The organism is Haloarcula salinisoli (assembly GCF_019599405.1).
GTDB lineage: Archaea > Halobacteriota > Halobacteria > Halobacteriales > Haloarculaceae > Haloarcula > Haloarcula salinisoli.
Genome location: NZ_RKLQ01000002.1, coordinates 553,770 through 577,668, shown reverse-complemented (window position 1 = coordinate 577,668; position 23,899 = coordinate 553,770). Strand labels below are relative to the sequence as shown.

At 64.7% G+C, this 23,899-nt stretch carries 25 protein-coding genes; 10 read left to right on the top strand and 15 right to left on the bottom strand.

The annotated features are described in order from the left end of the window. The 12 genes from arlF to EGD98_RS12105 form a co-directional block, all read right to left on the bottom strand. Nucleotides 1-429: an archaellum stator protein ArlF gene (gene arlF, locus EGD98_RS12160; RefSeq protein WP_220588642.1), complete on the bottom strand. Its 429-nt coding sequence runs from the start codon at nt 427-429 to the stop codon at nt 1-3. After that, nucleotides 413-2,005 carry a FlaD/FlaE family flagellar protein gene (locus tag EGD98_RS12155; protein ID WP_220588641.1) on the bottom strand — a complete coding sequence of 531 codons (1,593 nt, stop codon included), beginning with the start codon at nt 2,003-2,005 and terminating at the stop codon, nt 413-415. The genes arlF and EGD98_RS12155 overlap by 17 nt, the downstream gene beginning before the upstream one ends. A gap of 254 nt (nt 2,006-2,259) precedes the next feature. Then, nucleotides 2,260-2,781 (bottom strand): chemotaxis protein CheD, encoded by a 522-nt coding sequence (locus EGD98_RS12150; protein ID WP_220588640.1) that lies wholly within the window; start codon nt 2,779-2,781, stop codon nt 2,260-2,262. Then, nucleotides 2,781-3,998, bottom strand: coding sequence for a chemotaxis protein CheC (locus EGD98_RS12145; protein WP_220588639.1), 1,218 nt, complete (start codon nt 3,996-3,998; stop codon nt 2,781-2,783). The genes EGD98_RS12150 and EGD98_RS12145 overlap by 1 nt, the downstream gene beginning before the upstream one ends. Further along, nucleotides 3,999-4,358 carry a chemotaxis protein CheY gene (gene cheY, locus EGD98_RS12140; protein WP_220588638.1) on the bottom strand — a complete coding sequence of 120 codons (360 nt, stop codon included), beginning with the start codon at nt 4,356-4,358 and terminating at the stop codon, nt 3,999-4,001. It lies immediately after the preceding gene. A gap of 137 nt (nt 4,359-4,495) precedes the next feature. Next, entirely contained in the window at nt 4,496-5,065 is a 570-nt protein-coding gene (locus EGD98_RS12135; RefSeq protein WP_220588637.1) for a DUF7500 family protein, read from the bottom strand. 76 nt (nt 5,066-5,141) lie between these two features. Beyond that, nucleotides 5,142-5,753, bottom strand: a complete 612-nt coding sequence (locus EGD98_RS12130; protein WP_220588636.1) for an archaellin/type IV pilin N-terminal domain-containing protein — start codon at nt 5,751-5,753, stop codon at nt 5,142-5,144. A gap of 248 nt (nt 5,754-6,001) precedes the next feature. Next, on the bottom strand, nt 6,002-6,601 hold the full coding sequence (locus EGD98_RS12125; RefSeq protein ID WP_220588635.1) for an archaellin/type IV pilin N-terminal domain-containing protein: 600 nt from the start codon (nt 6,599-6,601) through the stop codon (nt 6,002-6,004). Nucleotides 6,602-6,895: 294 nt separating this feature from the next. After that, nucleotides 6,896-7,171 carry a DUF7521 family protein gene (locus EGD98_RS12120; protein WP_220588634.1) on the bottom strand — a complete coding sequence of 92 codons (276 nt, stop codon included), beginning with the start codon at nt 7,169-7,171 and terminating at the stop codon, nt 6,896-6,898. 103 nt (nt 7,172-7,274) lie between these two features. Further along, a complete protein-coding gene (locus EGD98_RS12115) occupies nt 7,275-7,610 on the bottom strand; it encodes an ArsR/SmtB family transcription factor (protein ID WP_220588633.1) in 336 nt (111 codons plus the stop codon). A gap of 142 nt (nt 7,611-7,752) precedes the next feature. Continuing rightward, entirely contained in the window at nt 7,753-8,478 is a 726-nt protein-coding gene (locus EGD98_RS12110; protein WP_220588632.1) for an RAD55 family ATPase, read from the bottom strand. A gap of 73 nt (nt 8,479-8,551) precedes the next feature. Further along, nucleotides 8,552-8,986, bottom strand: coding sequence for a chemotaxis protein CheW (locus tag EGD98_RS12105; protein ID WP_220588631.1), 435 nt, complete (start codon nt 8,984-8,986; stop codon nt 8,552-8,554). Between the two features lie 170 nt (nt 8,987-9,156). Between EGD98_RS12105 and EGD98_RS12100 the strand changes: the two genes are divergently transcribed. The 9 genes from EGD98_RS12100 (at nt 9,157) to EGD98_RS12060 (ending at nt 19,842) form a co-directional block, all read left to right on the top strand. Continuing rightward, complete coding sequence (locus EGD98_RS12100) at nt 9,157-10,230, top strand: protein-glutamate methylesterase/protein-glutamine glutaminase (RefSeq protein ID WP_220588630.1); 1,074 nt, start codon at nt 9,157-9,159, stop codon at nt 10,228-10,230. Continuing rightward, nucleotides 10,230-12,218 carry a chemotaxis protein CheA gene (gene cheA, locus EGD98_RS12095; RefSeq protein ID WP_220588629.1) on the top strand — a complete coding sequence of 663 codons (1,989 nt, stop codon included), beginning with the start codon at nt 10,230-10,232 and terminating at the stop codon, nt 12,216-12,218. Before EGD98_RS12100 ends, cheA begins: the two co-directional genes overlap by 1 nt. Next, complete coding sequence (locus tag EGD98_RS12090; protein WP_220588628.1) at nt 12,215-13,021, top strand: CheR family methyltransferase; 807 nt, start codon at nt 12,215-12,217, stop codon at nt 13,019-13,021. The genes cheA and EGD98_RS12090 overlap by 4 nt, the downstream gene beginning before the upstream one ends. A gap of 79 nt (nt 13,022-13,100) precedes the next feature. Beyond that, nucleotides 13,101-14,333, top strand: a complete 1,233-nt coding sequence (locus EGD98_RS12085; RefSeq protein WP_220588627.1) for a HEAT repeat domain-containing protein — start codon at nt 13,101-13,103, stop codon at nt 14,331-14,333. Between the two features lie 79 nt (nt 14,334-14,412). After that, nucleotides 14,413-15,282 (top strand): CheF family chemotaxis protein, encoded by an 870-nt coding sequence (locus tag EGD98_RS12080; protein WP_220588626.1) that lies wholly within the window; start codon nt 14,413-14,415, stop codon nt 15,280-15,282. 62 nt (nt 15,283-15,344) lie between these two features. After that, entirely contained in the window at nt 15,345-15,959 is a 615-nt protein-coding gene (gene cmk / locus EGD98_RS12075) for a (d)CMP kinase (protein WP_220588625.1), read from the top strand. A 221-nt stretch (nt 15,960-16,180) separates the two neighbouring features. Beyond that, nucleotides 16,181-18,103, top strand: a complete 1,923-nt coding sequence (locus tag EGD98_RS12070; RefSeq protein WP_220588624.1) for a bacterio-opsin activator domain-containing protein — start codon at nt 16,181-16,183, stop codon at nt 18,101-18,103. 418 nt (nt 18,104-18,521) lie between these two features. Then, complete coding sequence (locus EGD98_RS12065; RefSeq protein ID WP_220588623.1) at nt 18,522-19,109, top strand: hypothetical protein; 588 nt, start codon at nt 18,522-18,524, stop codon at nt 19,107-19,109. A gap of 4 nt (nt 19,110-19,113) precedes the next feature. Next, on the top strand, nt 19,114-19,842 hold the full coding sequence (locus EGD98_RS12060) for a GIDE domain-containing protein (protein WP_220588622.1): 729 nt from the start codon (nt 19,114-19,116) through the stop codon (nt 19,840-19,842). Nucleotides 19,843-19,894: 52 nt separating this feature from the next. On the opposite strand, the gene EGD98_RS12055 is transcribed toward EGD98_RS12060, so the two are convergent. Genes EGD98_RS12055 through tenA form a run of 3 tightly spaced genes read right to left on the bottom strand, consistent with a single transcriptional unit; the run spans nt 19,895 to nt 22,844 of the window. Then, nucleotides 19,895-21,421, bottom strand: a complete 1,527-nt coding sequence (locus tag EGD98_RS12055; protein ID WP_220588621.1) for a sodium:solute symporter family transporter — start codon at nt 21,419-21,421, stop codon at nt 19,895-19,897. Continuing rightward, nucleotides 21,421-22,182 (bottom strand): TenA family protein, encoded by a 762-nt coding sequence (locus EGD98_RS12050; RefSeq protein WP_220588620.1) that lies wholly within the window; start codon nt 22,180-22,182, stop codon nt 21,421-21,423. The genes EGD98_RS12055 and EGD98_RS12050 overlap by 1 nt, the downstream gene beginning before the upstream one ends. After that, on the bottom strand, nt 22,179-22,844 hold the full coding sequence (gene tenA / locus EGD98_RS12045; protein ID WP_220588619.1) for a thiaminase II: 666 nt from the start codon (nt 22,842-22,844) through the stop codon (nt 22,179-22,181). The genes EGD98_RS12050 and tenA overlap by 4 nt, the downstream gene beginning before the upstream one ends. A 104-nt stretch (nt 22,845-22,948) precedes the next feature. Here tenA and EGD98_RS12040 point away from each other — a divergent pair, with 104 nt between their 5' ends. After that, nucleotides 22,949-23,875, top strand: coding sequence for a thiamine-phosphate synthase family protein (locus EGD98_RS12040; RefSeq protein WP_220588618.1), 927 nt, complete (start codon nt 22,949-22,951; stop codon nt 23,873-23,875). Nucleotides 23,876-23,899: the final 24 nt, after the last annotated feature.

Here is a 23,899-nt window from a genome sequence, read left to right as displayed (position 1 = left end):
TCAGACCACCTCCGTCGCGGCGACGCCGGGGCCAGTGACGATTTTCACGGCGCTGGGCGTCGTATCGACCGTCGTGTTGATAGCCAGCGTCTCTCGCGGGAGCCAGAGGTCCGTCCCTGTGTCGCCCTCGACGGCCGTCCGGTAGCCGGTCTGGTAGCTGTTGTCGACGAGGACGTCGACGTCACTGACGGCGAGTTCCGTCGCACCGGTGTTGTCGACGGTGACGTTCAGGTAGTTCGAGGTCGCGTTGTAGTTCACAGTGGTAATTTCTATTTCGGTGTTGGTCCGTTCGAGCTGCCGGTCCGAGCGGTCTTCGCGGGCGTCGTTGACCATCTCGGTGCTGTTTGCCGCCGCCGAGTAGAACATCCCGAAGCCGATGAAGGCGGCCACGAAGATGAGGGCAGCCGAGCCGCTAACGCTGAATCCCATCCGAGCCACCTCCCACGAGCTTCGAGAGCGCGACGGCTTCGGCCCCGCTGTCCTCGTCGAGTTGCGAGATGTAACGCAGGCTCTCGGTGTGGTGGTCGATGGTGAGACCGTCGCCGGAATCCGCCACGTCGTCGAAGCCCCGCAGGTAGTCCGCGAGGTCGTCGGCCACGGACTGGTCGATCCAGCCGATGGTCTCGTAGTAGTCTATCGCACGGGACGTCTCGCGGTAGCCGGCCTGACTCGTCAGGAACTCCAGCCACTCGATGATTATCAGGTCCGCCGCAAAGCCCTCCGGCATCGTCGCCAGGTAGGGTTTGCCGTCGTCGCTCTCGTCGTCCGTGTCCGGCGTGGCGTCGGTCGTCGGTTCGGGTTCCGGCTCGGCGACAGGTTCAGGCTCCGGCTCGGGCTCAGCCGCGGGTTCTGGTTCCGGTTCGGGCTCCGGTTCTGGTTCCGGCTCCGCTTCGACGGCGTCCATCCCGCCAGCCTCGGCCTCCTCGCCCTCGTCCTCGATGACCTCGTCGAAGAGGTCGTCGTCCTCGAGGCCACTCTCGTCGGCGTCGAAGCCGTCGCCGTCGAGGGCGTCGTCGCCGTCGTCCAGCAGCTCCTCGTCGTCCTCCAGCAGGTCGTCGCCGTCGTCCTCGGGCTCTTCGCCGTCGGCCCACTCTGCGTCGCCCGACTCGTACTCGTCTTTTAGCTCCGCGAAGGACTTGCCGCCGTCAGAATCTCCGTCGTCGCTTTCCTCCTCGTCCATATCGAGCCCGTCGTCCATACTCATGTCGTCTTCCTCCTCGAACTCCTCGTCGAACTCGCCGCCATCGTCCTCGAAGCCGTCGTCGAGGTCGTCGCCGAACATATCGTCGGTGTCGCCCTCGTCCATGGACATCTCGTCGTCCATCGCCATCCCGTCGTCCTCGACGAGGTCCTCGTCGAAGAAGCCCTCAGCGTCGGCGCTGGCGACGTCGTCGTCGATGTCCTCGCCCTCCTCGTCGCCGCCGTCGTCGTCGAAGAGACCGAAGGAGCCATCGCCCATGCCGCCACCACCCATCCCGGCGTCGACGTCGTCGGCGAAGGGGTTCACGCCGCGCGTGACCATCTCGTAGATGTCGAGCAGCTTCCGGACGTTCTCCTGGACTTCGTCGACGGATTCGGAGATGGATTCGTTCTCCGTCCGGACGGTGTTGACCGTCGAGGAGAGGCTCCCGACCTCGTTTTCCAGTTCGTCGAGCCGGTGTTCCAGCTCGTCGGTGTCGGGACCGGTAGCGTCCTCCATGTCGCCGAACTCGTCGTCGCCGAACCCGCCCATGTCGTCGCCGTCGTCGTCGAGGCCGCCCAGCCCACCGAGGTCGTCGCCGCCGTCGCCACCGCCGCCGTCGTCGCCCATCAGCCCGCCGCCACCCATATCGTCACCGCCACCGCTGTCGTCGTCGCTCTCGTCGTCCGACATAATCGAGTCGAACATATTCTTGATACTCATCCCGACCAGGCCCCCGGACAGCAGCACGACGAGCGCTGGGACCAGCGCGGCCACGTCCGGAGCGAGTGCCTGTAGCGTCGGCACGAGAGCGAAACTACTCATCGTCTACAATGATTCCTGCAGATACCCTTGAATATTCCGTCTAGCTTATCATGGTTGATAACAAAGCGGTTGTTTAAACGTTTCGGGTTGTTAAATCAAGTCTAACTTCGGTGGTTCCCGGATATCGGCCACCGTTTCAACTGGAGATGTGGCGATAGAGCGTCTGAGAGTTGCGCGTGCAGCAGACAGACGACTGCCATCCGTCTGACGCGACACGGGCGTCGGCGGTGGGCCTCTATTTTCAGAAGCGGAAATCAGAGAACGACCGACTCGGTGTTCGCGCTCTTGACCACGAGGTCACCGGAGTCGGCTTCCAGCCTGAGCGACCGGCCGTGGTCCCCGCCGACGTCCTCGCCGGCGATGGGGATGTCAAACTCCGAAAGGGTCTCTCGCACCTGGTCGAGGTTGCGCGAGCCGATCGAGGAGCCGTTCTCCGAGAAGTCGAGCATATCGCTGCCGCCGGCTATCTTGGCCTGCATGGTCGACGCCGAGGCGCCGACGGCCTCCAGCGCCTCGACCAGCTCGGTGACGCCGGTGTCGGCGAACTTCGCCCGGTTGCCCCCCTCTACGTCCTCGGCAGTGGGCAGCATGATGTGGACCAGTCCGGCAGCGCCCGTCGGCTCGTCGTACAGCGCGATACCGATACAGGAGCCCAGGCCGCTGGTCGTCAACACCGCCGAGTCGGTCGTTACCTCGTACTCCGCGATGCCGACCTTCAGTCGCTCGGGCTTGGTCTCCTGCCCCGACTCCGTCTGGCTGCCGTCGTAGACTTTCATTATTCGAATATCTGTTCGACGTCGGCCTCGGTCTCGTCGGCTCGGTCGACGTCCAGGTCGTCGAGGGCCGCCCGAAGTTCCTGTTCGTTCGGGAGCGCGTGTATCTCCGCGCTGAACTCGATATCGTCGGTCCGCATCTTCGAGTCGATAATAAAGGCGTGCTCCTGGTGCTGACCGACCTGTGCCGCCAGCGGGTCGACGATGGCCCGCCCCATGTCGTGGACGAGTTTCGGCGGCGTGTGGTCGACCGACGTCTGGAGGACGTTCGCCCAGCCGTCGACGAAGCCGCTCGTCATGATGTTGCCCAGCTCCTCGATGGCCGCCTCGTGCTGGTCGGTGAGTTCGTCGCCGTCCATCTCGACGGGCATCATCGCCTCCGCGACGTTGACCGCCGAGACCTCGTCGAACAGCACCATGAGGTAGCCACTGGGGACGCCGGTGAACTCGACGACCGTGCCGACGTAGGTGTCGGTCCCTATCTGTTTCGGGACGTCCTCGATGGGCGCGAAGCTTATCTGGGTCACCTCGGCGTCGGTCGGAATCCCCGTCATCATCTCGACGTTGTCGGCGGCCTGCTGGGTCCCCTTCGTCGTCATCTCGTTGAACGTCTGGAGCTTGTCGATGGGGATGGCATCGCCCTCCGTGTCGACGCTCTCGACCATCGCCTCGGCGAGCGGTTCGTACTCGGGGAGCATGTAGATGTAGAAGTTCACCGACTCACCGACCCACTCGATTTCGGACTTGAAGACGAACACCTGCCGGTGGTCCCCGGTCTCGGGGGCCTCCGGAAGCACTGCCGCTCCCGACTTCGCGATGTATTCGGGCGGCGAGTGGTCGATGGTCGAGTCGAGGTAGTCGGCCCAGCCGTCGATGAAGCCGCTCATCATGATGTTGCCGATCTCCTTGACGGCGCTCTGGGCCATCCCGGGGTCGTCGCTGGCGCCGGGCATCATCGAATCGGCGATGGTGTCGGCCGACTCCGCGTCGAAGACCAGCACCGTGTCGCCCTCCAGTACGCCCTCGTACTCGAACTGCACGCCGACGAAGTCCCGCCCCGCGAGGTCCTCGCCGATGTCGGCGCGGTCCAGCAACGTGATCTTCGTCACGTCGACGGCGGCGTCGATGCCGGTCATCTGGGCCAGCGACTGGGTGGCCTGCTTGGCCCCTTCGTGGGCGAGCTGGTTGAACGTGCCGAGCGACTGGATATCGACGTTCATCTATGAGGGGACGACGTCCTCGATAGCCTCCATCACGCTGGGTTTCTGGAAGGGTTTGGTGATGTAGCCGTCGGCACCGGCTTTGACCGCCTCTTTCATCTTCTCCTCCTGGCCGACGCTGGTACACATGATGACGTTGGCGTTCGGGTTCGAGGACTTGATTTCGCTTGTCGCCTCGATACCGTCCCGGATTGGCATCACGATGTCCATCATCACCAGGTCCGGGGTCTGCTCCTTGTACACTTCGACCGCTTCGACGCCGTTCTCGACTTCCCCGACGATAGTGTGGTCCTCTTCGAGGATCTCCCGCAGGAGGTTCCGCATGAACTCCGAGTCGTCGGCAATCAGTACGTCTGGCATGCCCGCTACTACCGTAATGACTGGGATAAATGTGACCCGTAAATTATCGCGTGTGATACCACCGACTGCGACCAGTTGAACGGGTCGAGCTGTCGACACGAGGTGGCCAGTTTGGTATCCTGAAAGACGTACCGCCGCTACAGCTTCGCGCCGTCGCGCTCTTCGATGGCCTCGATGAGGTCCGCGATGGAGTCGTCGGGACTGAGACCGGCCGAGCGGGCCAGCGTCTTGATACTTCCGGGCGGATACTTCACCGGGACGTTCGACTCCGAGAGCAGGATGCCGAGGACGTCCTGGACGTCGGTCGAGCCGTCCATCTGGCGGCCATACCAGAGCATGAGCGTCTCGAAGACCGTGACGATGTCGTTGGAGGTGAGCCGCTGCTGGTCGACTTCGCCGTCGAACTTCGCGGTCACGTCGAAGCCATAGCGGGCGTTGGAGTCGGCCATCTGTTCGGCGAGCCACTCGTGGACGTTGCCATCGGTGAACTCGGGCGTCTCAGGCGCCTGTTCCGACGCGGGCTCGGGGTCTGGCTCCGGCATCGACGGCTGGCCGCCGTAGCTGTCGTCGTTGTCACGCACGTCCGGCGAGACCACGTATCGACCCTCGTCGATCTGTGTGACGTGTTCGTCGTCGCCAAGCTCGAGCTCTTCGGGGGAGAGAATCTTGCCGTCTTCCGGATTCGGTTCGTCGGGCCCCCGGCTCATGTACTACAGTGTGTGAGGAAGCGGTATAATTCCGTCGCTGGTCGAGGTCGAAAACGAAAACGGAAATCGCGCAGGCTTAGAGAGTGACCGCAGAGGCGCCAGACAGCGTCTCCGGCACGACGAGACGGATTTCGGTGGTCCCGCCGGACTGGGTGTTGAGCTGGATGGTTGCCGTGTCACCTTCGCTCAGGCCACCATTTCCGACGATCTGGGTGGTGTTCAGCACAATCCGGGCTCGGTCGGCCGGGTCGTTCAGGACTGGCGAGTCGACAGTTATCGACTCACCACCCTCGTCTTGGATCGGTTCGACGCTGAACTCGGTGCTCGCATCGATGTTCGATGCGTTCTCTACATACGTCATATCGGTCGAGCCACTGGAGTGAACGAACTGGAGCGTCGTCGTGCTCAGGTCGATGTTGTTCGCACCAGGGGCCTTCTTGACGGTGATGTTGACCGAACTGATGTTGCCGTTAGTGACGATCCCGACGGAACTCACTTCCTGCAGTCGGTTGGTCACCTGGTCGCTACTCTGCTGTCCGGTTTCCTCGGCACCGCTCTGCAGGAATCCGGCCGTGTTGATGAGGACGCCCGCAGCGATTGCCGCCACCAGCACCATCGCGATGAACACGATGAGCGTGCCGATACCGACCTGCCCGCGGTCGTCGTCGTTGTGTAATTTGTCGAACATTGGTAGTTCAGGTCTGTCTGACCCTACCACGAATCTACCTTTCATCAGTAATAATACCTCTCCCCAAAATATCTTTGCTGATAACAGCCTCCTGAGCCCCTCTACAGCCGATTTATCTCGCCAAGCTGAGTCAGGAGCTATCGCAAGTGATACCCAGCACGGACGAGTTCGAGACCAGTCGATCGGTCTTTCGGGACGGTTCCGTGGCTAGTCGGAATCGAGCAGCCGAAAAAGGAACGCGCGCAGGTTTAGAGAGTGACCGCGTCGGCACCGGAGAGCGTCTCCGGGACGACGAGGCGGATTTCGGTGGTCCCGCCGGACTGGGTGTTGAGCTGAATCGTCGCCGTGTCACCCTCGCCCAGGCCGCCGCTTCCGATGATTGCGGTGGTGTTGAGCGTGATCCGAGCCCGGTCAGCTGGGTCGTTCAGGACCGGTGAGCCGTCCACGATGGACTCGCCGCCCTCGTCCTGAATCGCAGAGACAGTGAAGTTCGTGGCCGACGTACTCGTTTCATACGTCATATCAGTCGAGCCACTGGAGTGAACGAACTGGAGCGTCGTCGTGCTCAGGTCGATGTTGTTCGCCCCGGGGGCTTTCTTCACCGTGATGTTGACCGAACTGATGTTGCCGTCGGTGACCGCACCCACCGAACTCACTTCCTGCAGTCGGTTGGTCACTTGGTCGCTACTCTGCTGTCCGGTTTCCTCGGCACCGCTCTGCAGGAATCCGGCCGTGTTGATCAGGACGCCTGCGGCGATAGCCGCCACCAGCACCATCGCGATGAACACGATGAGCGTGCCGATACCGACTTGCCCGCGGTCGTCGTCGTTTTTGAATGTTTCGAGCATGGATATTCCAGGTCTGTTGACCCTATCCGAATCTATTTTTCACCGGTAATAATACCTCTCCCTAGAATATCGGTACTGATAACAACTGCTTGAGGCCCTCTAAGCCTTCTTTACGGAAATGGACGCCACAGAATCGTGGACTATCCCGACCGGTTCACGCTCGGGCGAGAAGCCGGTGACGCTGCACTGACAGCGTCAGTCAACCACGGTGAGTTCGGAACGTCATACCGAGAGAGTATCCAAGAAGACAGCTGCGAAGAGGTCGGACCCTGTAGCCAGGTCCGCGGCGATTATTCACTCGTAGGTCACGAGGCTGTACATCACGAACAGGAAGCCAAACGTCGTCAGACCGCTGTTGACCAGCAGGAGCGACCGGGCCCCGTCGAAATCGTTGATGAACGCGCTGATCATCGTCGCAGCGGCGCCCGCAACAGCAAGCGAGAACCCGATCGACAGGTAGAGCATCGCCTGCCGTGACGTCTGGACGTACGCCCGCATCGCCATCCCGACCATGGTGAGTCCGGCGACGACGAACACGAGCGTCGAGATGGCGTAGATAAGTTCTATCATCGGCCCTAGTCGCTGGTAAGCGAACACCTGTATTAAATCCACGCTCGCGAATATCCCTGCTGATAATCGGGCATCAGTGACTGATAATCGGTCGCAGCCGACGCTATCTATCCGAAAGCGTCCGCCAGGCCTCGTCGAGTTTGTTCGTGACTTCGGAGCGTTCCTCGACGTTGATCGTCAGGCCGTCATCGAAATCGACCCGCACTTCGTCGACGTTGCGTCGGTAGACTTTGATGCGGCGGCGGTCGTCGGAGAGGATATTGTCGTGGAGTTCGAGCAGGTCGTGTTCGGTCAGTTCGTCGATTCGTCGATAGCACGTCGCGATGGGGATCTCGAGTTCGTCACTCAGGTCCTGTGCCGAGATGGGTTCGTCAGTCGCCTCGAGTATCTCGGCGCTGTATTTGTTTCCCAGCGTCTGGAGAAGCTCCGGCGATGCCATCGTTATCAAAACATAAATTCAGACTTTAATAAAGCTATCGGCAATGATACTGGCCGATTCGGCCGGTGAAAGAATTTCTCCCCAGACGCTTAGTTCAACCGAGGGAACGCACTAGAGTGCTATTTCACGTCGTAATAACGCGTTAGATCGGGGATTCCTCTTCGCTCATCATCGAGAACGCGCTGGCGTTCTGGTGGACTTTGATGCCGCCCCAGTCGATCTCCATCGGATAGATGTCGGTCTCGATGTTCTGCTTGCGCATCTTTGCGACCCAGACGTACCGGCTGACGCCGGAGTCGGTCGGGGTCTGGATGAGATAGATGTTCCCGTCGGTGAGATAGTTCTCCAGCCCGATCTCGGTATCGGGGAAGACGGCACCCTGCTCGTTGGTCATCAGGGTCGTCAGCCCGTTCGCCCGGAGGATGTCGGTGAGTTTCAGCAGGTAGGTGCGTTTCTCCTTCTCGTTCTCGAAGAAGAGCTGGAACATCGCCAGCGAGTCCAGTACGAGCCGGTCGTAGTCGTCGTCTTCGAGGTCCTCGAGCAGGATTTCGAGCGAGGAAGAGAAATCGTTCTCACGGAGCAGAACCTGCTTGTCGTACACCTTGATATCGCCGTTTTCGACGTATTCTGGCCACTTGTCGAAGCCGATAGACTCGGCGGCTTCCCGGAGATCTTTCGCGTTTTCCTCGAAGGAGAGGTAGATGCCTTTCTCGTCGAACATCTCCACGCCGTTGTAGATGTACTGGAGACAGAGTATCGACTTCCCGGCGCCGGGATTTCCGCTTATCAGCGTCGTGGAGTCTTTCACAATGCCGCCGTTGAGGATATCGTCGAGACCGTCGATGCCGGTTTTCGTTAGCTGTATCATACTGATTGTAGTTGGGTACCTGTTGGTCGTACGCTGTTGTTAAAAACTCTTGTTGCCCGACACGCTCGGGACGTCACTGGGCGCTATGGACCATCGCCGGGTCGACCCAGATGACGAACTCGTCGTCGCGCTTGACGACGCCGCGAATCGAACCGGAGTCGTTGGCCGGTGACTGGTCTATCTGGTCGGGCGTCACCTGGACGACCTGATACACTTCGTCGACGAGCCAGCCAGCCGCACCCTGGTCCTGGACGATGTCCGGGTCGAAGACGATTATCCGCTGGCCGTCGCTGTCGTCGCGAATGCCGAAGACGGTCTTGGGGTCCACGATGGACGTCGTCCGTCCGCGCAGGTCCATCACGCCCTCGACGTGGGCCGGGGCGTTGGGGACCTGTGTCAGCTCTCCCACGTCGACAATCTCGGTAACGTAGCCGATACTGACACAGTACGTCTCCTCGCCGAGCTTGAATTCGAGCACCTGACCGGTTGTAGTTGACTGGGCTGACATGGCTGCCGGATATCTCAACGTCATCGGTAGGTCTATAAAAGGCTGTGTGCTGGACTATCAACTTTGATTACGTGGGCGGAGTCTTTATTTTGGGCCAGTTGGGAGTTCCGCGTAGCTATGCAGATGTTCCGCCCGCCCACGAGACACAGCCCACAGGGACCGAGCTGACGATGCCTGGTGGGACGCGTGCAGTGGTGGCCGACGACTCTCATTTCATGCGGAGTGTCATCTCGGATATCCTCGAAGAGGGGGGTATCGAGGTCGCCACGGAGGCCAAGAACGGCCGGGAGGCCGTCGAGGCCGTCCTCACACACGAGCCCGACGTCGTGACGATGGACGTCGAGATGCCGGAGATGAACGGTATCGAGGCCACCGAGATGATAATGGCCGAACGGCCCACCCCCGTGCTCATGCTGTCCGCGCACACGGACGAGAACGCGGACGTGACCTTCGAGGCGCTGGACAAGGGGGCGGTCGACTTCTTCCGGAAACCGGGCGGCGAGGTGTCCATGGAGATGTCGCGGCTGAAAGACCAGCTCGTCGAGATCGTCACCTCCGTCGCACAGGTCGACGTCGGCAAGCGGGGGACACGCTCGTCGCCGTCCAGGGTGGGCGGGGAGGAGAGCGAGGCCGGGACCCAGGGCCGGTCGTACGTCGGCGACCCGACGCTCGTCATCGGCTCCTCGACCGGCGGCCCGAAGATGGTCGAACAGGTGATGGCGGAGCTGCCCCGGGAGGCGGATTTCCGGGTCCTCATCGTCCAGCACATGCCGGAGGGCTTCACCGGCCGGTTCTCCGAGCGCATCGACAACAAGAGCGACTACGACGTACGGGAGGCGGCCGACGGCGCGCGACTCGGCGGCGGCGAGGCACTCGTCGCCGCCGGTGACCGCCACATGGAGGTGAAGAACTACCGGAACGGCCGGCTCCGGGTGAAACTGACCGGGGACCCGCCGGAAAACAGCGTCCGGCCAGCCGTCGACGTGACGATGCGGACGGCCGCAGACGTCGTCGACGACCCCCTCGTCGGCGTCATCCTCACCGGGATGGGCGGCGACGGGGCCGACGGCATCGTGCGGATGAAAGACGCGGGCGCACGCACCATCGCACAGGACGAAGCCACGTCCGCCGTGTACGGGATGCCCAAGCGAGCAGTCGAGACCGGCTGCGTGGACACCGTGTTGCCCATCGATGAGATTGCGAGCGGGATTCTCGACACGATAACGACTGAGGTGACCTCATAATGGACGACCAGTACCTAGACGCATTCATTCGGGAGAGCGAGGAAGCGATAACCGAGCTGAACAACTCCTTGCTCGACCTGGAATCGGACCCCGCCGACGAGGCGGCGATGGACTCTATCTTCCGCACCGCGCACACGCTGAAGGGGAACTTCGGCGCGATGGGCTTCGACGACGCGGCGAACCTCGCCCACGCGATGGAGGACCTGCTCGACGCCATGCGACAGGGCGAGATGCAGGTGAACCCGGACGTGATGGACCTCATCTTCGCTGGTGTCGACCGGATAGAGGTCATCGTCAACGAGATAGAGGCCGAGGGCGAGTCCACCACGAACTCCGACGAGCTGGTCGCCCAGCTGCGGACCGTCCTCGAAGAGGGGGCCGGCGCCGCGGGCGGTGACGGGTCACCGTCGGCCAGCGATTCGACGGGCGACGGTGGCGACGCCGCTGGCGGCGACATCGACGCGGATATCGACCCGGACGAGGCCGACGGGCGTGTGGTCCACGTGACCGTCGACATCGGCGACTCCGATATGCTGGGCGTGGACTCGATGCTGGCACTGGAGGGCGTCGAGGACATCTTCGATATCCTCGCGTTCGAGCCGGGCCGGGCCGACATCGAGGACGGCGAGTTCGAGGACACGTTCGAACTCTATCTCGACGCGGGCGACGCCGCGACGGTCGACGCCGAACTGGACTCTGTCGGCAAGATCGAGCGCTTCACCGCGACGGACGTCACCGACAGCCTGTCCGCGGCGACGGCCGACGCGGACGACACAACGGCGGCCGGAGCGGACGAAACCGGTGGAGCGGACGGCGCCGCCGACAGCGGCGGCGAGGAGGAACACAGCGTCGACGAGATAAAGTCGGTGCGCGTCGACGTCGACCAGCTCGACGACCTCCACGGGCTGGTCGAGCAACTGGTGACCAGCCGTATCAAACTGCGCCGGGCAGTCGAGACCGAGGACCTCGATTCCGCGGGCGAGACGCTCAACGAGCTGGACAAGATAACGGCGAACCTTCAGAACACGGTGATGGATATGCGGCTCATCCCGCTGAAGAAGGTCGTCGGGAAGTTCCCCCGACTGGTCCGGGACCTCGCTCGCGAACTCGACAAGGACATCGAGTTCGAGATAGAGGGTGAGGACATCGAGCTCGACCGGACGATTCTCACCGAGATATCGGACCCGCTGATGCACATCCTGCGCAACTCCGTGGACCACGGCGTCGAGTCGCCGGCGGAGCGCGAAGCGGCGGGGAAAGAGCCCACGGGCCACATCACGCTCAGGGCCTCCCGTGAGCGCGACCACGTCATCATCGAGGTCGAAGACGACGGCGCGGGGCTGGACGTCGAGGGCATCAAGAACAAGGCCATCGAGAAGGGCGTCCGTTCGCCGGAGGAGATCGAAGCGATGGACGATTCGGCCATCTACGACCTCATCTTCCACCCGGGCTTCTCGACGGCCGACGAGGTGACCGACACCAGCGGCCGCGGGGTCGGTATGGACGTCGTTCACGACACCGTCACGCAACTGGACGGCTCGGTCAACGTCGACTCCACGCCCGGCGAGGGGACGACGGTCGCCCTGCGCCTGCCGGTGACGATGGCCATCGTGAAGGTGCTGTTCGTCGAGGTGGGCGACGAGGAGTACGGCGTCCCCATCAAGAACGTCGACGAGATCACGGCGACGTCGTCGGTGAAACAGGTCAACGGGACCGAAGTCATCAAACACAACGACGACATCTACCCCGTCATCCATCTGGACGATACCTTCGACGTGCCCGGTGAGACGGCCAACGGCGACGGCATGCTGGTCCGTATCCGGGAGTCCGAGCGCCAGGTCGCCTTACACTGTGACTCGGTCAACAGCCAGGAGGAGGTCGTGGTCAAACCGCTGGAGGGCATCCTCTCGGGGACGCCCGGCCTCTCCGGGACGGCCGTGCTGGGCGACGGCAACATCGTCCACATCCTCGACGTGGTGACCCTATGAGTGCCAAGAACCGACAGTTCCAGCGCCTTCTGGGCTTCATCGAGGCGGAGATGGACTTCGAGTCGGGCTTCTACAACGACGCCTATCTCGACCGTCGCATCACCGCCCGGATGCGCCGGACCGACACCGACAGCTACCGGGCCTACAAGCAGCTACTGCGTCGACAGGACGACGAGCGCGATGCGCTGCTGGACTCGCTGTCTATCAACGTCACCGGGTTCTTCCGGAACCCTGAGGCCTGGGAGGCGCTGCGGCCGGTGTTGCGGGACCTGACCGCGAACAACCGCACGGTGCGGCTCTGGTCGGCCCCGAGCGCGGACGGCCGCGAACCGTACTCGGCGGCGATGCTCGCGCTCGACGACCCCGACATCGACGCCCGGAAAGTCGAGGTGCTCGGCACCGACATCAACGCCGACATCCTGGAGGCGGCCCGCGAGGCGACCTACGAGACCTCACACACGACCGACATCGCCGAGGAGCTGGCGCCCCTCGACGACTACGCGCAGTACGTCGAGGAGGAGGGCAACACCTTCCAGGTCAAGGAAGCCGTCAAGGATATGGTCACGTTCGAACAGCACGACCTCATCCGCGGCCAGGCCAAGCGGGACTTCGACCTCGTCTTCTGTCGGAACCTGCTCATCTACATCGACTCCGAGTTCAAGGTCCCCATCTTCGAGACGATTCGGGGCTCGCTCAAGGAGGGCGGCTATCTCATGATCGGGATGACCGAGACGCTGCCGGCGGAATGTCGCGACGCCTTCGAACCGGTCGACAAGCAACACCGCATCTACCGCCGGGTATGACAGTAATTACCGTAGATCATCTCCGAATCGCGCCGACCCCGAGGTCGGCGCGTCCCGATAACTCGCTACACGGATCACTATGAGCCTCTACCAACTCGAACGCGACGGCGACGTCCAGGAGCTCATCCGCGTGTTACGGGAGAGCGAGAAAGAGCGCGTCCAGCTCCGGGCCGCAGAACTCCTCGGGAACTTCCCGGACCACGACGACCGACGGGACGTGGTCTCGGCTCTCGTCGGCGCCGCCGAGAGCGACAGCGACGCGGTGACCGCGGCGGCTATCGACTCGCTTTCCGAACTGGGCGGCGACGCCATCGAGCAACTCATCGGGAGTATGGCCGGCGTCGACCTCGAGGCCGACGCCGCCGACTGGGTGAAAGCCAAGGCGTTCATGCAGGCCTTAGACGCGGAGATTCCCGAGCTGCGGATGGCCGCCGCGAACGGGCTGGGCCGGCTGGAACAGGCCGACAGCGTCCCGAAACTCACCGAACGGTTCGAGGACTCGGACCCGCGAGTCCGGGCCCGGGCCGCCCGCTCGGCCGGGAAGATAGGGGACTCGCGAGCGACCAACCCGCTGGAGTCGCTGCTAACGGACCCGAAAGGCGCCGTCCGGCGGGAGGCCGCCGAGGCACTCGGTAACATCGGGAACCGACAGGCGCTGCAGACGCTGTTGCCGATGTACGAAGACGACAACGAGCGGGTCCGTCGCATCGCGGTCAACGCCTTCGGCAACTTCGAGAACGACAAGCCCGTCGACTACCTCGTCGAGGCGCTTTCCGACGAGTCGGCCGCGGTTCGTCGGACCGCCGTCTACTCGCTCATCGAACTGCTGTCGAACGTCCCGAGCGAGCGGAGCCACGACATCCGCGAGACGGTCGTCGAGAAGCTCTCGAGCTCGGACGACCAGAGCATCGTGGTCCCGCTGGTCGAAATCTTAGAGGAGAGTACCCAGGCCGCCCAGCGGCGCAACACCGCCTGGCTGCTCGGGCGCGTCGCCGGCGACGACGGGCGCAGTCGAGTCCTCGACTCGCTGGTCGAGGCGCTGAAAGACGACGACCAGATGCTCCGCCAGTTCGCCGCCACCAGCCTCGCCGAGCTGGGCGGCGAGGACAACATGGTCGAGCGGCGGCTGCTGAAACTCGTCGAGGACGACGGCGTCGACCCGCAGGTGAAGGGGCAAGCGATATTCACGCTCGGGAAGGTCGGCGGCGAGCGCTCCCGGAAGGCGCTGGACAAACTCATCGACGACACGGAACACGATATCGTCCGGAAGAAGGCCTTTTCGGCCATCTCGAAACTCGGAGGGCGGATATGACCGGGCATCAGGTCGCAGGCCCGTCTCAGACGGCCGAGCCCGTTAAGACCGACGAGGGCGAATAGTATACTCAGGGTAGATGAGCGGGGAACACGCACTGGTCGACACCAAAGGCAAGTTCGTCCAGGTCGTCAAGGACGGGCGCAAGCGCAACGACATCGAGTGGCTACCCGGCCGCATCCTGCTGTCGAACAAACGGCTCGTACTGGCGACCAACGAGGGCAAGCGCACCATCGCACTCTCGAAGCTCACCAGCGTCACCGCCAGCCAGATGAACCAGTCGCTGGCACAGGTCGACGGCTACGTCAAGCTCCAGGCCGGGCGGGACGCGTGGCTCGTCTCCGCGAAGGCCAGCGAGGAGTTCGAAGACGAACTGTACAAGACGCTGCTCGACCAGATAGTTATCCTGGTGAAACACCCGGCGCTTAAAGGCGGCGTCGTCACGGAGGCCACCTGGGAGAAGGCCCGCTTCAAGATAGACGAAGAGCAGGACGATACCGTCAACATCGCTATCTCCAGTGGCACCTTCGTCGAGCTGGACATCGACGACGTGGGTACCGTCGAGCAGAAACAGAAGGAGATTCGCGGCAAAGAGCGCCCGCTGCTGGAGGTCGAACACACCATCGACGGGACCTCGGTCGAGACCCACATCTCCGGGTCGCCCCGACACGTCTCGCTCATCGGCGGGCTCGTCAGACAGGGCGAGCAGCGCAACGCCGCCGACGACGTCGACCTCTCGCCCGAGGAGACACAGGTTCTGATGGCGCTGTACTCCGGGATTTCGCCGTTCAAAATCCCCGACTTCGTCGACATGGACATCGACGACGTCGAAGACGTCTACGACCGGCTGATGGAAGCCGACATCCTGGAGCCGGTCAGGACCCGTCGCGAGGTCCAGCTGGAGGCCCGCGGGCGTTCCATCGCCGGCGACGCTATCGCCGACCAGTGAGCGGTCAGGGTGGTGCGAGCAGAGCCCCCGCGTTTATAAGCCCCGCGTCGGACAGACGGGACATGGCCGACACCGACGACGGTTCGGACCGGTTGAGCGACTCGAATCTCTTCGTGACAGTATCTGGACCACCCGGCTCGGGCGTCACCACCCTCTGTGAGGGGCTCTCGGCGGCGCTGGACTGTGGCTACGTCTCCGGCGGGGAAGTGTTCCGGGAGATGGCCGAGGAGCGGGATATGACCCTGACACAGCTCATCGCGGAGGCCGGCCAGTCCGACGAGATAGACCGGGCGCTGGACCGGCGGCTCCGGACCATCGCCGAGAAGTGGGGGACCGCCAACAAGGCCTTTATCCTCGAGTCCCGGCTGGCGGGGTGGCTCGCCGGCAACCGCGCGGACCTCCGCATCTGGCTCGACGCCCCGGCGAACGTCCGCGCCGACCGGACCGACGACCGCGAGGAGATGACCGCGGAGATGCAAGTCCGGGAGGTCATCGAGGCCTCGCGCTACGAGTCCTACTACGACATCGACCTCTCGGACCGCTCCTTCTACGACCTCGTGGTCAACACCGGCCGCTGGAGTCCGGCCGGCACACTCGAAATCGTCCTCTCGGCCGTCCGCGAGTACGACGCCACCATCGACGAGGGGGCGTTCGAGACGGCCGACCTGGATATATAACACGGCAAGCGCGGCTCGGCGGGCCATGGCTGCCCTCGTCGCCCGGTCTTGCCGGCCGTAGCGGCGATGGCGACCACCGCCAGTGACGACCCGACAGCCGGCTGGCGGGGCGCCAGTACAGGTCCCGTGGCTCAGCACCGGTGACTGAGTTCGGTGTGGGTGGCGATATGTTGCCGAGATGTGCATAAAGTATTACAAACCGTTTGAGAGATGGGTGCCACATGACCGAATCGAACCCGCTGGTCGGCTGGCGGCATCTCGCCGAGGCGGTCCCCCTCGGTGTCGGCATCCAGTGTGGCGAGACACTCACGTACGTCTCTCCGACGTTCGCCGCTGCAGTCGGACGGGGCCGTGACGAGCTGGTGGACAGCTCGTGGCAAACGCTGTTCGAGTCGGCGGAAGTGGGACGAATCGCGGACGCGCTCGAAACCGCCCGGACTGACGGTCGCTGGAGGGGCGCGACGTGGATGGTAGGGGCGGGGCGTGTACCGGTCGAGCTGGCGCTGTCGGCGCCGGCAGACGACGGGACGGTCGTCTGGTGTGTCGACGAGCGACCGGCCGAATCGGGGGATAGAAGCGACGACGGGGAGATGGTCGAGCTCCCGACTGGGACAACGGCGCAACTGGCACGCACCGTTCTGAGCACCGTCGACGATGTGGTCTACATCATCGACGACGACGGACGTCTGTGTTTCTGGAACGAGGAACTCGCCGCGACGACCGGCTACAGTTACGGGGAGATAGCGGAGATGCACGCACACGAGTTTATCCCGCCGGACCAGCACGAGTACGTTCCTGGCCTGATGGAAGCGATAGAGAGCATCGAGGACCGGCGCGTCGAGGTCGATATCCTCACGAGCGACGGGGAGCGTATCACCCACGAGTTCAGCGGAACGACGTTCGAGGACCCGGTGTCAGGGCGTGCGTTCAGGTGCGGTGTCGCCCGAGACATCACGGAGCGAAAAGAACGCGAACGGGACCTCGAGCGCCAGCGTGACGAGCTGGAGGCGCTGAACCGTATCACCGACCTCCTGTTCGAGACGGCGAAGGAATCGATACGGACGGGACAGGGGGACATCGCCGTGCAAGTGCTCTGTGAACGTATCGCGGCCTCGGATTTCTACCAGTTCGCATGGCTCGGGCAGTCCGAGCCGGGGGAAAGGTACGTTCGATATAGCACGTCGAGCGGAATCGACGGGGGCCCTACCCGGATAGAGACGGACCGGTCCGGTCCCGTAGCGCGAGCAATCGAGACCGGAACGGTCACGATAGGGGAGTCGACGCCGCGGTGGCGCGAGCAGACACAGGGGGTCGAGTCGATTACCGCCGTTCCGCTCCAGCACAGGGAGACCGTCCACGGCGTGCTGGTCCTCGGGTCCGGTCAGCGGGACGGGATGACACCACGGGAGCGGACGGGACTCGAAGTGCTCGGCCGACTCGTCGGCGTCGTCCTCGATGCAGAACGAACCCGGCAACTGCTGTTTGCCGACGGCGTCGTCGAGCTCGATTTCGACGCGACGGACGTCGAAACGCCGTATGCCACAATCGCGGCGGCGCTCGGCTGTACCGTCTCTCTGGACGGATACGTGCCCAGCGGCGACGGGTGGGTGCTCTACCTGTCGGTCGACGGGGCCGGTCCCGCCGCGGTGGCCGACAGGCTGGCCGACGAACCCAGAGTGGAGCGTGTCCGACCGATCACCGACGACGGCCAGTCGGGACGACTCGAAGTGGTCGTCAACCGGTCGTCGCTACTCGAGCGCGTCACTGCTGCCGGCGCGGCCGTCCAGATGGCCACCGCGGCGCCGGACGTTGCTCGCCTCACCGTCGAAGCGCCGGTCGACGCCGACGTGCAGGGAATCGCCGACCGTATCGTCGAGGTGTATCCGTCGGCCTCACTCCTCGCGAGCCGCGAGCGCGACCGCGAAGTCGCGACCGGCGGCCAGCCCAGCGGCGCCCTCGACGGGCTGACCGACCGGCAGCAGGAGGTCCTCGAGGCGGCCTACCGGTCGGGCTACTTCGACTGGCCCCGCGAGAGCACTGGCGAAGAGGTCGCCGCGGCGCTCGGGCTGACGTCGGCGACAGTTCAGGGACATCTGCGGAAAGCCGAGCGCGAGGTCTTCGCTGCCCTCCTCGGCGGAGACTAGCGGGCTGGCCCCGACCCCGCGCGCGACGCGCAGTGTGACAGCGACACTAGCTGTGTAGCGTCAGTTTTCAACTCACCCTCTCCTGTGCAACCGGGCGTATGGCACGGATACTATCGGGTGGCAGGCCGAGACTGGCGCGTCCGTCTCGCGGGACTCGGGGGCCACGACCGAGGTGGAAGCGTCATGGCGACTGGCGGTCCTCGAGGACCGCGTTACCGACGTCGAAAGCGGAACGGACAGACGTCACACCGGGCGCGGACTGAGAACCGGACACTACATATTTAGCGTCCCAATTTATCACAACGTCTCATTTCAACCGACGTGAAAGCATGACAATATCAGGGATGGAGCGAGCGCATCGTGGTGGGCTGGACACCGAACTTGAGCGTCCAGCGGCCACCACCGGGCGAGGTGGCCGATGAGCGGCACCGGTTCGCAGCTGCTGGCCCGGCGCCGGCTACTGCGAGGTCTCGGCGCGTCGGTGGCGGTAGCGGGGCTGGCAGGGTGTTCGAGTGACGGCAGCGGGGACGGGACGAGCAGCGGTACCGCGGAACCGACCGACCGCCAGGTCGGAAACAAGACCAGCAGCCCCACCGCGGAACCGGTAGACAGCGGAACCGACGACAGTACGGACGGCGGGTCCGACGGTCCAGCGGCGGTCGTGGAGGCGTACATCCAGGCGGGTCAGAACAACGACAGCGACGCGATGTCGGAACTCGTCCACCCCGACGGGACTGCGACGACCGAGTCAGAGGAGACGGGGGGAGAAGGAACGGTGACGGTGAACTCGGTCACGGTCGTCGAGGAGTCCGACACCGAGGCGCTGGTGGAAGTGAACTTCAGCCTCAGGTACCCCTCAGAGGACGGCGACCAGGAGATCGCGCCGTCCGAGCGAACGACGACGTACGAAACGCGTACCTACCAGGGGAGTTGGTACGTCTACGCGATAGTGGACTCCACGTTCGTACAGGACGGGACCGAGGGCGGCACCGCCACGCCGAGGTGAGAGGATGGCGGAACTGGTCCCTGCGGCCGCGATGGCAGCGTTCGCGCTCGCGAGCGGGTACGCGACGCTGACGGTGTACCGGGAGCAACAGGCTATCGCGGAGACGGCGACCACGACGGTCGACAGTCTGACGCCGGGGCAGGTCAAACTCGAAGGGCGGGTCGACGCCGAGTCGACCGTGCAGTCACCGATAACCGGCGCGGAGGGCGTAGTCGTCGACTGGGAGGTAAAAGGCGAGATGGACGACGACGAGACCGACAGTGACGAGCGCCTCGCAGGCGGACAGCGGACGGGGGAGTTTCGTCTGACCGACGGGACCGGGTCGGTCCGAATCGACCCGCCCTACGGCGCCGAGCTGACTGCCTCGGACGAGAACACGCACGTCGACCGGCGGCACAATCCGACGCTGGAGAGCCTCGAGGCGGTCGACGAGGGCGTCCGCGACGGTGACGACGATCGCGGTGACGGTACCATCATGGTCAGTAAGGCACGGGAGTACGACGAGGTGACGCTACGCCACGAGATTCTGCAACCGAACGACGACCTAACTGTCGTCGGGACTGCCCAGCGAACGGACGACGGGATGGTCGTGGGCGGGGGCGACGGGTCGTTCGTCCTCTCGGATATGTCCGAGGGTGAACTCGTCGCGGAATTCAGGAAGAAGCTGGTACTACTCGGTGCCGCGACGGCTGTCTTCCTGGTTGGGGTCGTCTACTTCCTGGCGTTCGCCTGACCGACCCGTCTCAGTACCCGGCTGTGTGGAGACAGCTACCGACGCGCCCGGGTCAGTCGCTGGACTCCTCGCCGCCGTCGGCCATCGTGACGGTCCGGGCGTCGGCGAGGCGGTCGAAGTCGAAGGTGGTCGAGGATACCCGAGCGGCGACGAGCGTCCCGAGCGTCGAGACGACGACGGCGCCGCCGAAGGCGGTCAGATACAGCGGGTCCGCAGCGGGTAGCAGGTCGCCCACGAACGGGACGGCGGTGATGACCCCGCGGAAGTCCGGGAAGAAGGCCAGCCCGACGGCGAGCCCGGCGAGGCTACTGGCCAGCGCGCCGCGGCCGGTGAGCCGGCGCGAATAGAGCCCGTAGACGAGCGGAACGGCGACGGCGGCGCCCAGCAGGTCAGCAAAGAAAAAGAGGCGGAGAACGCTGCGAGCCCGCAGGCTGACGTAGATGGCGGCAACGGCCACGACGAGCGTCAGGAGGCGCGCGCCCAGTCGGAGCGTGCGGTCGTCGGGGTCGGCGAGCAGTCGGGGGAGGTCCGCGGTGACCAGACTGGCCAGCGCCGAAAAGAGGGAGTCGACGGAGCTGACGACGAGCAGGAGTGCGAGCAGCACCACGCCGAGCAGGATGGTCTCGCCGAAGGCGCTCTCGACGAGGACGAAGAAGGCCACGTCGGCGTTGTAGGCTGCACTGGTCACGTCGGTGACGACGCCGCCCTGGCCGACGGCGATGGTTCCGAGCAGGGCCGCGACGACCACGATGGCGCCGTTGAGCACCGTCGCGTTGCGGAAGCCGCCCGCGACGGTCTCACTGTCCCGGCCCGCGTAGACGCGCTGCCACCAGGTCTGGTTTATCATCTCCGCCCCGAAGATGGCAAAGGCGAGCGCGAGGCCGAACTGGAGCCCCGCGGCGTTGGTGGGGTCGAGCAGCGCGGGGCTGGTCGACGCGACGCCCGAGACCGCCTCGGTCGGCCCGCCCACGGCGAAGACCACCCCGCCGGCGACGATGGCCAGCAGCGGGACCACGAGGATGGCCTGGACAGTGTCGGTGACGATGGTGGCCCGGAGTCCACCGTAGCCCGTATAGCAGAGGACGAACCCGCCCACCAGGACGGCGGTCTGCCACTGGGGGACGCCGGCGACCAGCGAGAGCGCGGCCGCGATACCGGTGAGTTCGGCGGCGACGAAGACGAACATGTACAGCGCCGAGACGAGGACGACGAAACCGTACATCGTCGACCCGTAGCGGGCGTGGGCGTACTCCGTCAGAGAGTGGCCCTCAGGGAGCAGTTCGCGCACGCGGGGGCCGACTTTCGAGTAGACGAACATCGGCACAGCGGTCCCGATACCGTAGCCGATGGCAGCGGCGATACCGAAGCCGGCGCCGGCCTCCGGCGCCGACAGCAGTATCCAGACGCCCATCGACGAGGCGACCAGCGTCGCCGTGGTCCGACCCGGCCCCATCGAGTTGCGGGCGGTTAGGAAGTCGTCGGTCGAGCGGTCCTGGCGCCGGGTGTTCCAGATACCCAGCGCAGCGAAGGCCACCATCGTGACCACGGTCAGCCCGAGCGCGAGCGTGCTGTCGACCATCAGCGGTCGTCCCCCAGGGTCTCGCGTGAGTGTTTCCCCTCGTAGGCCGCGTCGAAGAAGGCGACCTCGAGGTCGACCGTCCGACAGAACAGTTCGGCCAGGCGAGCCTGGCGGCGCTCGCTGGCGGCGGCCCCCTCGCGGTCCAGTTCCGTCCGGAGCCAGTTGACGAACGATTCGAACTCGGGGACCGCGTGCAGGTCTATCCACTCCTGGAGGTAGAAGCGGTCGGGGCCGTCAGCCGTGGCGAGCTCCCCGTCGGTCGCCCACGAGAGATACACCCACTCGGCGGGGACCAGCACGGCCAGCGTCTCGGCGTAGCCGCCCTCGCGGGCCGCCCGCAGGAGGCAGTCGCGAAACGCCGCCGTCGGCTCGGCCAGTTGCGGGTCGCTGTACCGGGACTCGGGCACGTCCAGTGCCTCGAAGGAACGCTGGAAGTAGTCGTTTTCCTCACTCGTGACGGTCCCCAGGAACTCGACCAGCCGCGATTTGGCAGCCATCGTCGGTGCGTCGCCGACAGCGTAGCCGAAGACGCCGACGAGCGTCTCCACGAAGGCGTAGTCCTGCAGGAGATACCGCCGGAAGACGACGTCATCGAGCGTGTCGGCGTGGAGCTCGTGGGCGAACTCGTGGGCCGTCGCGTCGTCCCAGGCGTCGCCCGACCGGGCACGGAGCCAGTCGGTAAAACGGGGCTCGGTTCGGTCGCTAGCGTAGTCGGCGTAGGTGGCCGGCACGGCCGCCGGAGCGTCGCTGTCGGTGCTCATATTCCCCACCCCTCCTCGCGCCAGGCGGCGTCCCAGAAGCGGTACTCGTAGCGGGCGGAGGTCTCGAAGATATCGCGGTAGCGCTCGCGTTCGGCCGCGGTGGCGTCGGCGGCCACGTCGTCCATCAACTCCTTGCACCACTCAGTGAGTTCGGTGAACTCCTCGCCGGCGTACATCGCTATCCACTCGCTGTACCCTTCGTGGTCGGGGCGGCCGGTAGCGTCCAGACGCGTTGCGGTCTCGTTGAACCCCCACATACACGGCAGCAGGGCGGCGACGAGGTCGCCGAAGCTGCCAGTCGCCGCGATACGGACCAGGAAGTCCGTGTACGCCTGTGTGGTAGGCGAGGGGTCGGTGGCTGCCAGTTCCGCTTCGCTGATACCGAACTCGGCGGCGTAGGAGCGGTGGAGGTCCATCTCGGTGTTGATAGTGCTGTCCAGCAGTTCGGCGAAGGTGCCCATCCGCTGGAGGTCAGGTGCGTTGGCCGCGCCCAATGCGAACACGCGGGCGTACTCGACGAGGTAGACGTAGTCCTGCCGGACCCAGTAGCGAAACGGCGATTCGTCGAGGGTGCCCTCGCCGAGCTGTTCGACCATCGGGTGGGCGACGATAGCGTCCCAGATGGGGTCGCCGATGTCGGCCAGTTCGTCGGTGAAGCTCATGGGAGTGGCTGGGCGGCCCACGGTAATATAATCTAGTGGTACAATCCACTTATACGGCGTCGACAGGCCGACAATATAATACAGCGCTCCCCGAACGGCGGGGTATGTCGCTCCGGCTGCCCAGCGAGATCGTCGTCGAGGACGTGTTGCCGACACTGCGTGCCCTGCTCGCCCGCGAACTCGCCACCCACGGGCTGACCCAGGAGGAAGTGGCCGGCCACCTCGGCGTGACGCAGGCGGCCGTCTCGACCTACGTCAGCGGCGAGCCGGAGCTGGAGCCCCGAATCGCCGACCACCCCCGTACCCAGGCGACCGTCGAGTCGGTCGCGGTGGGGCTAGAAAGCGGCGAAATGGACGGCTACGACGCGCTGGCGGCCGTGTTGGAGCTGGTGCGGGCCTTCGAGGACCGCGGCCCGATCTGTGAGCTCCACGAGGAGGCGATGCCCGGGCTGGAGGGACTGGGCTGTGACCTCTGTGTCCGGGGCGCGAACCCCGAGCTCCGGACCGAGCGCGCCGTACTGGACGACGTCCGCGAGGCCGCCCGAGTGCTGGCGACGAGTCCCGGTGTCGCCGCGGCCATCCCGAACGTCGGCACCAACGTCGGTACCGCGCTCCCCGGCGCGGCGGACGTGGCAGACGTGGCGGCCATCCCGGGTCGCATCTACGAGATGGGCGGGAGCGTCGAAGTACCCGCCAACCCCGAGTTCGGGGCCTCCGAACACGTCGCGACCACGATTCTGGCGGCGATGGCGGTCGACGGGGAACGCCGGGGCGCGGTCAACCTCGCGACCGACGACGCCTTGCTTTCGGCGGCCGGAGCGCGCGGTCTCGACCGGATGGAGTTCGAGGCGGGTTACGAGGACCGCGGCGAGCGGCTCACCGAACAGTTCGCGGAGCACGGCGCTGTCCCGGACGTGCTCTACCATCGGGGCGCGTTCGGCATCGAACCCATCACCTACGTCCTGGGCGAGACGGGCGCCGAGGCCGCCCGGCTGGCGGCCGAACTGGTCGGGGACGCGGCCGAGGCGTAGCGGTGAGTCTGGCCGAGCGCGGCC

Excerpts from the sequence above, each read along its gene's own strand:
- EGD98_RS12070 (WP_220588624.1), top strand. The coding sequence starts at position 16,181 with ATGACCGAATCGAACCCGCTGGTCGGCTGGCGGCATCTCGCCGAGGCG.
- EGD98_RS12050 (WP_220588620.1), bottom strand. The coding sequence starts at position 22,182 with ATGAGCACCGACAGCGACGCTCCGGCGGCCGTGCCGGCCACCTACGCC.
- EGD98_RS12155 (WP_220588641.1), bottom strand. The coding sequence starts at position 2,005 with ATGAGTAGTTTCGCTCTCGTGCCGACGCTACAGGCACTCGCTCCGGAC.
- EGD98_RS12085 (WP_220588627.1), top strand. The coding sequence starts at position 13,101 with ATGAGCCTCTACCAACTCGAACGCGACGGCGACGTCCAGGAGCTCATC.
- EGD98_RS12100 (WP_220588630.1), top strand. The coding sequence starts at position 9,157 with ATGCCTGGTGGGACGCGTGCAGTGGTGGCCGACGACTCTCATTTCATG.
- EGD98_RS12135 (WP_220588637.1), bottom strand. The coding sequence starts at position 5,065 with ATGAGCCGGGGGCCCGACGAACCGAATCCGGAAGACGGCAAGATTCTC.
- EGD98_RS12145 (WP_220588639.1), bottom strand. The coding sequence starts at position 3,998 with ATGAACGTCGATATCCAGTCGCTCGGCACGTTCAACCAGCTCGCCCAC.
- EGD98_RS12105 (WP_220588631.1), bottom strand. The coding sequence starts at position 8,986 with ATGTCAGCCCAGTCAACTACAACCGGTCAGGTGCTCGAATTCAAGCTC.
- EGD98_RS12090 (WP_220588628.1), top strand. The coding sequence starts at position 12,215 with ATGAGTGCCAAGAACCGACAGTTCCAGCGCCTTCTGGGCTTCATCGAG.
- cheA (WP_220588629.1), top strand. The coding sequence starts at position 10,230 with ATGGACGACCAGTACCTAGACGCATTCATTCGGGAGAGCGAGGAAGCG.
- EGD98_RS12125 (WP_220588635.1), bottom strand. The coding sequence starts at position 6,601 with ATGCTCGAAACATTCAAAAACGACGACGACCGCGGGCAAGTCGGTATC.
- EGD98_RS12065 (WP_220588623.1), top strand. The coding sequence starts at position 18,522 with ATGAGCGGCACCGGTTCGCAGCTGCTGGCCCGGCGCCGGCTACTGCGA.
- EGD98_RS12060 (WP_220588622.1), top strand. The coding sequence starts at position 19,114 with ATGGCGGAACTGGTCCCTGCGGCCGCGATGGCAGCGTTCGCGCTCGCG.
- cmk (WP_220588625.1), top strand. The coding sequence starts at position 15,345 with ATGGCCGACACCGACGACGGTTCGGACCGGTTGAGCGACTCGAATCTC.
- EGD98_RS12040 (WP_220588618.1), top strand. The coding sequence starts at position 22,949 with ATGTCGCTCCGGCTGCCCAGCGAGATCGTCGTCGAGGACGTGTTGCCG.
- EGD98_RS12120 (WP_220588634.1), bottom strand. The coding sequence starts at position 7,171 with ATGATAGAACTTATCTACGCCATCTCGACGCTCGTGTTCGTCGTCGCC.
- EGD98_RS12080 (WP_220588626.1), top strand. The coding sequence starts at position 14,413 with ATGAGCGGGGAACACGCACTGGTCGACACCAAAGGCAAGTTCGTCCAG.
- EGD98_RS12130 (WP_220588636.1), bottom strand. The coding sequence starts at position 5,753 with ATGTTCGACAAATTACACAACGACGACGACCGCGGGCAGGTCGGTATC.
- EGD98_RS12055 (WP_220588621.1), bottom strand. The coding sequence starts at position 21,421 with ATGGTCGACAGCACGCTCGCGCTCGGGCTGACCGTGGTCACGATGGTG.
- arlF (WP_220588642.1), bottom strand. The coding sequence starts at position 429 with ATGGGATTCAGCGTTAGCGGCTCGGCTGCCCTCATCTTCGTGGCCGCC.
- cheY (WP_220588638.1), bottom strand. The coding sequence starts at position 4,358 with ATGCCAGACGTACTGATTGCCGACGACTCGGAGTTCATGCGGAACCTC.
- EGD98_RS12150 (WP_220588640.1), bottom strand. The coding sequence starts at position 2,781 with ATGAAAGTCTACGACGGCAGCCAGACGGAGTCGGGGCAGGAGACCAAG.
- tenA (WP_220588619.1), bottom strand. The coding sequence starts at position 22,844 with ATGAGCTTCACCGACGAACTGGCCGACATCGGCGACCCCATCTGGGAC.
- EGD98_RS12115 (WP_220588633.1), bottom strand. The coding sequence starts at position 7,610 with ATGGCATCGCCGGAGCTTCTCCAGACGCTGGGAAACAAATACAGCGCC.
- EGD98_RS12110 (WP_220588632.1), bottom strand. The coding sequence starts at position 8,478 with ATGATACAGCTAACGAAAACCGGCATCGACGGTCTCGACGATATCCTC.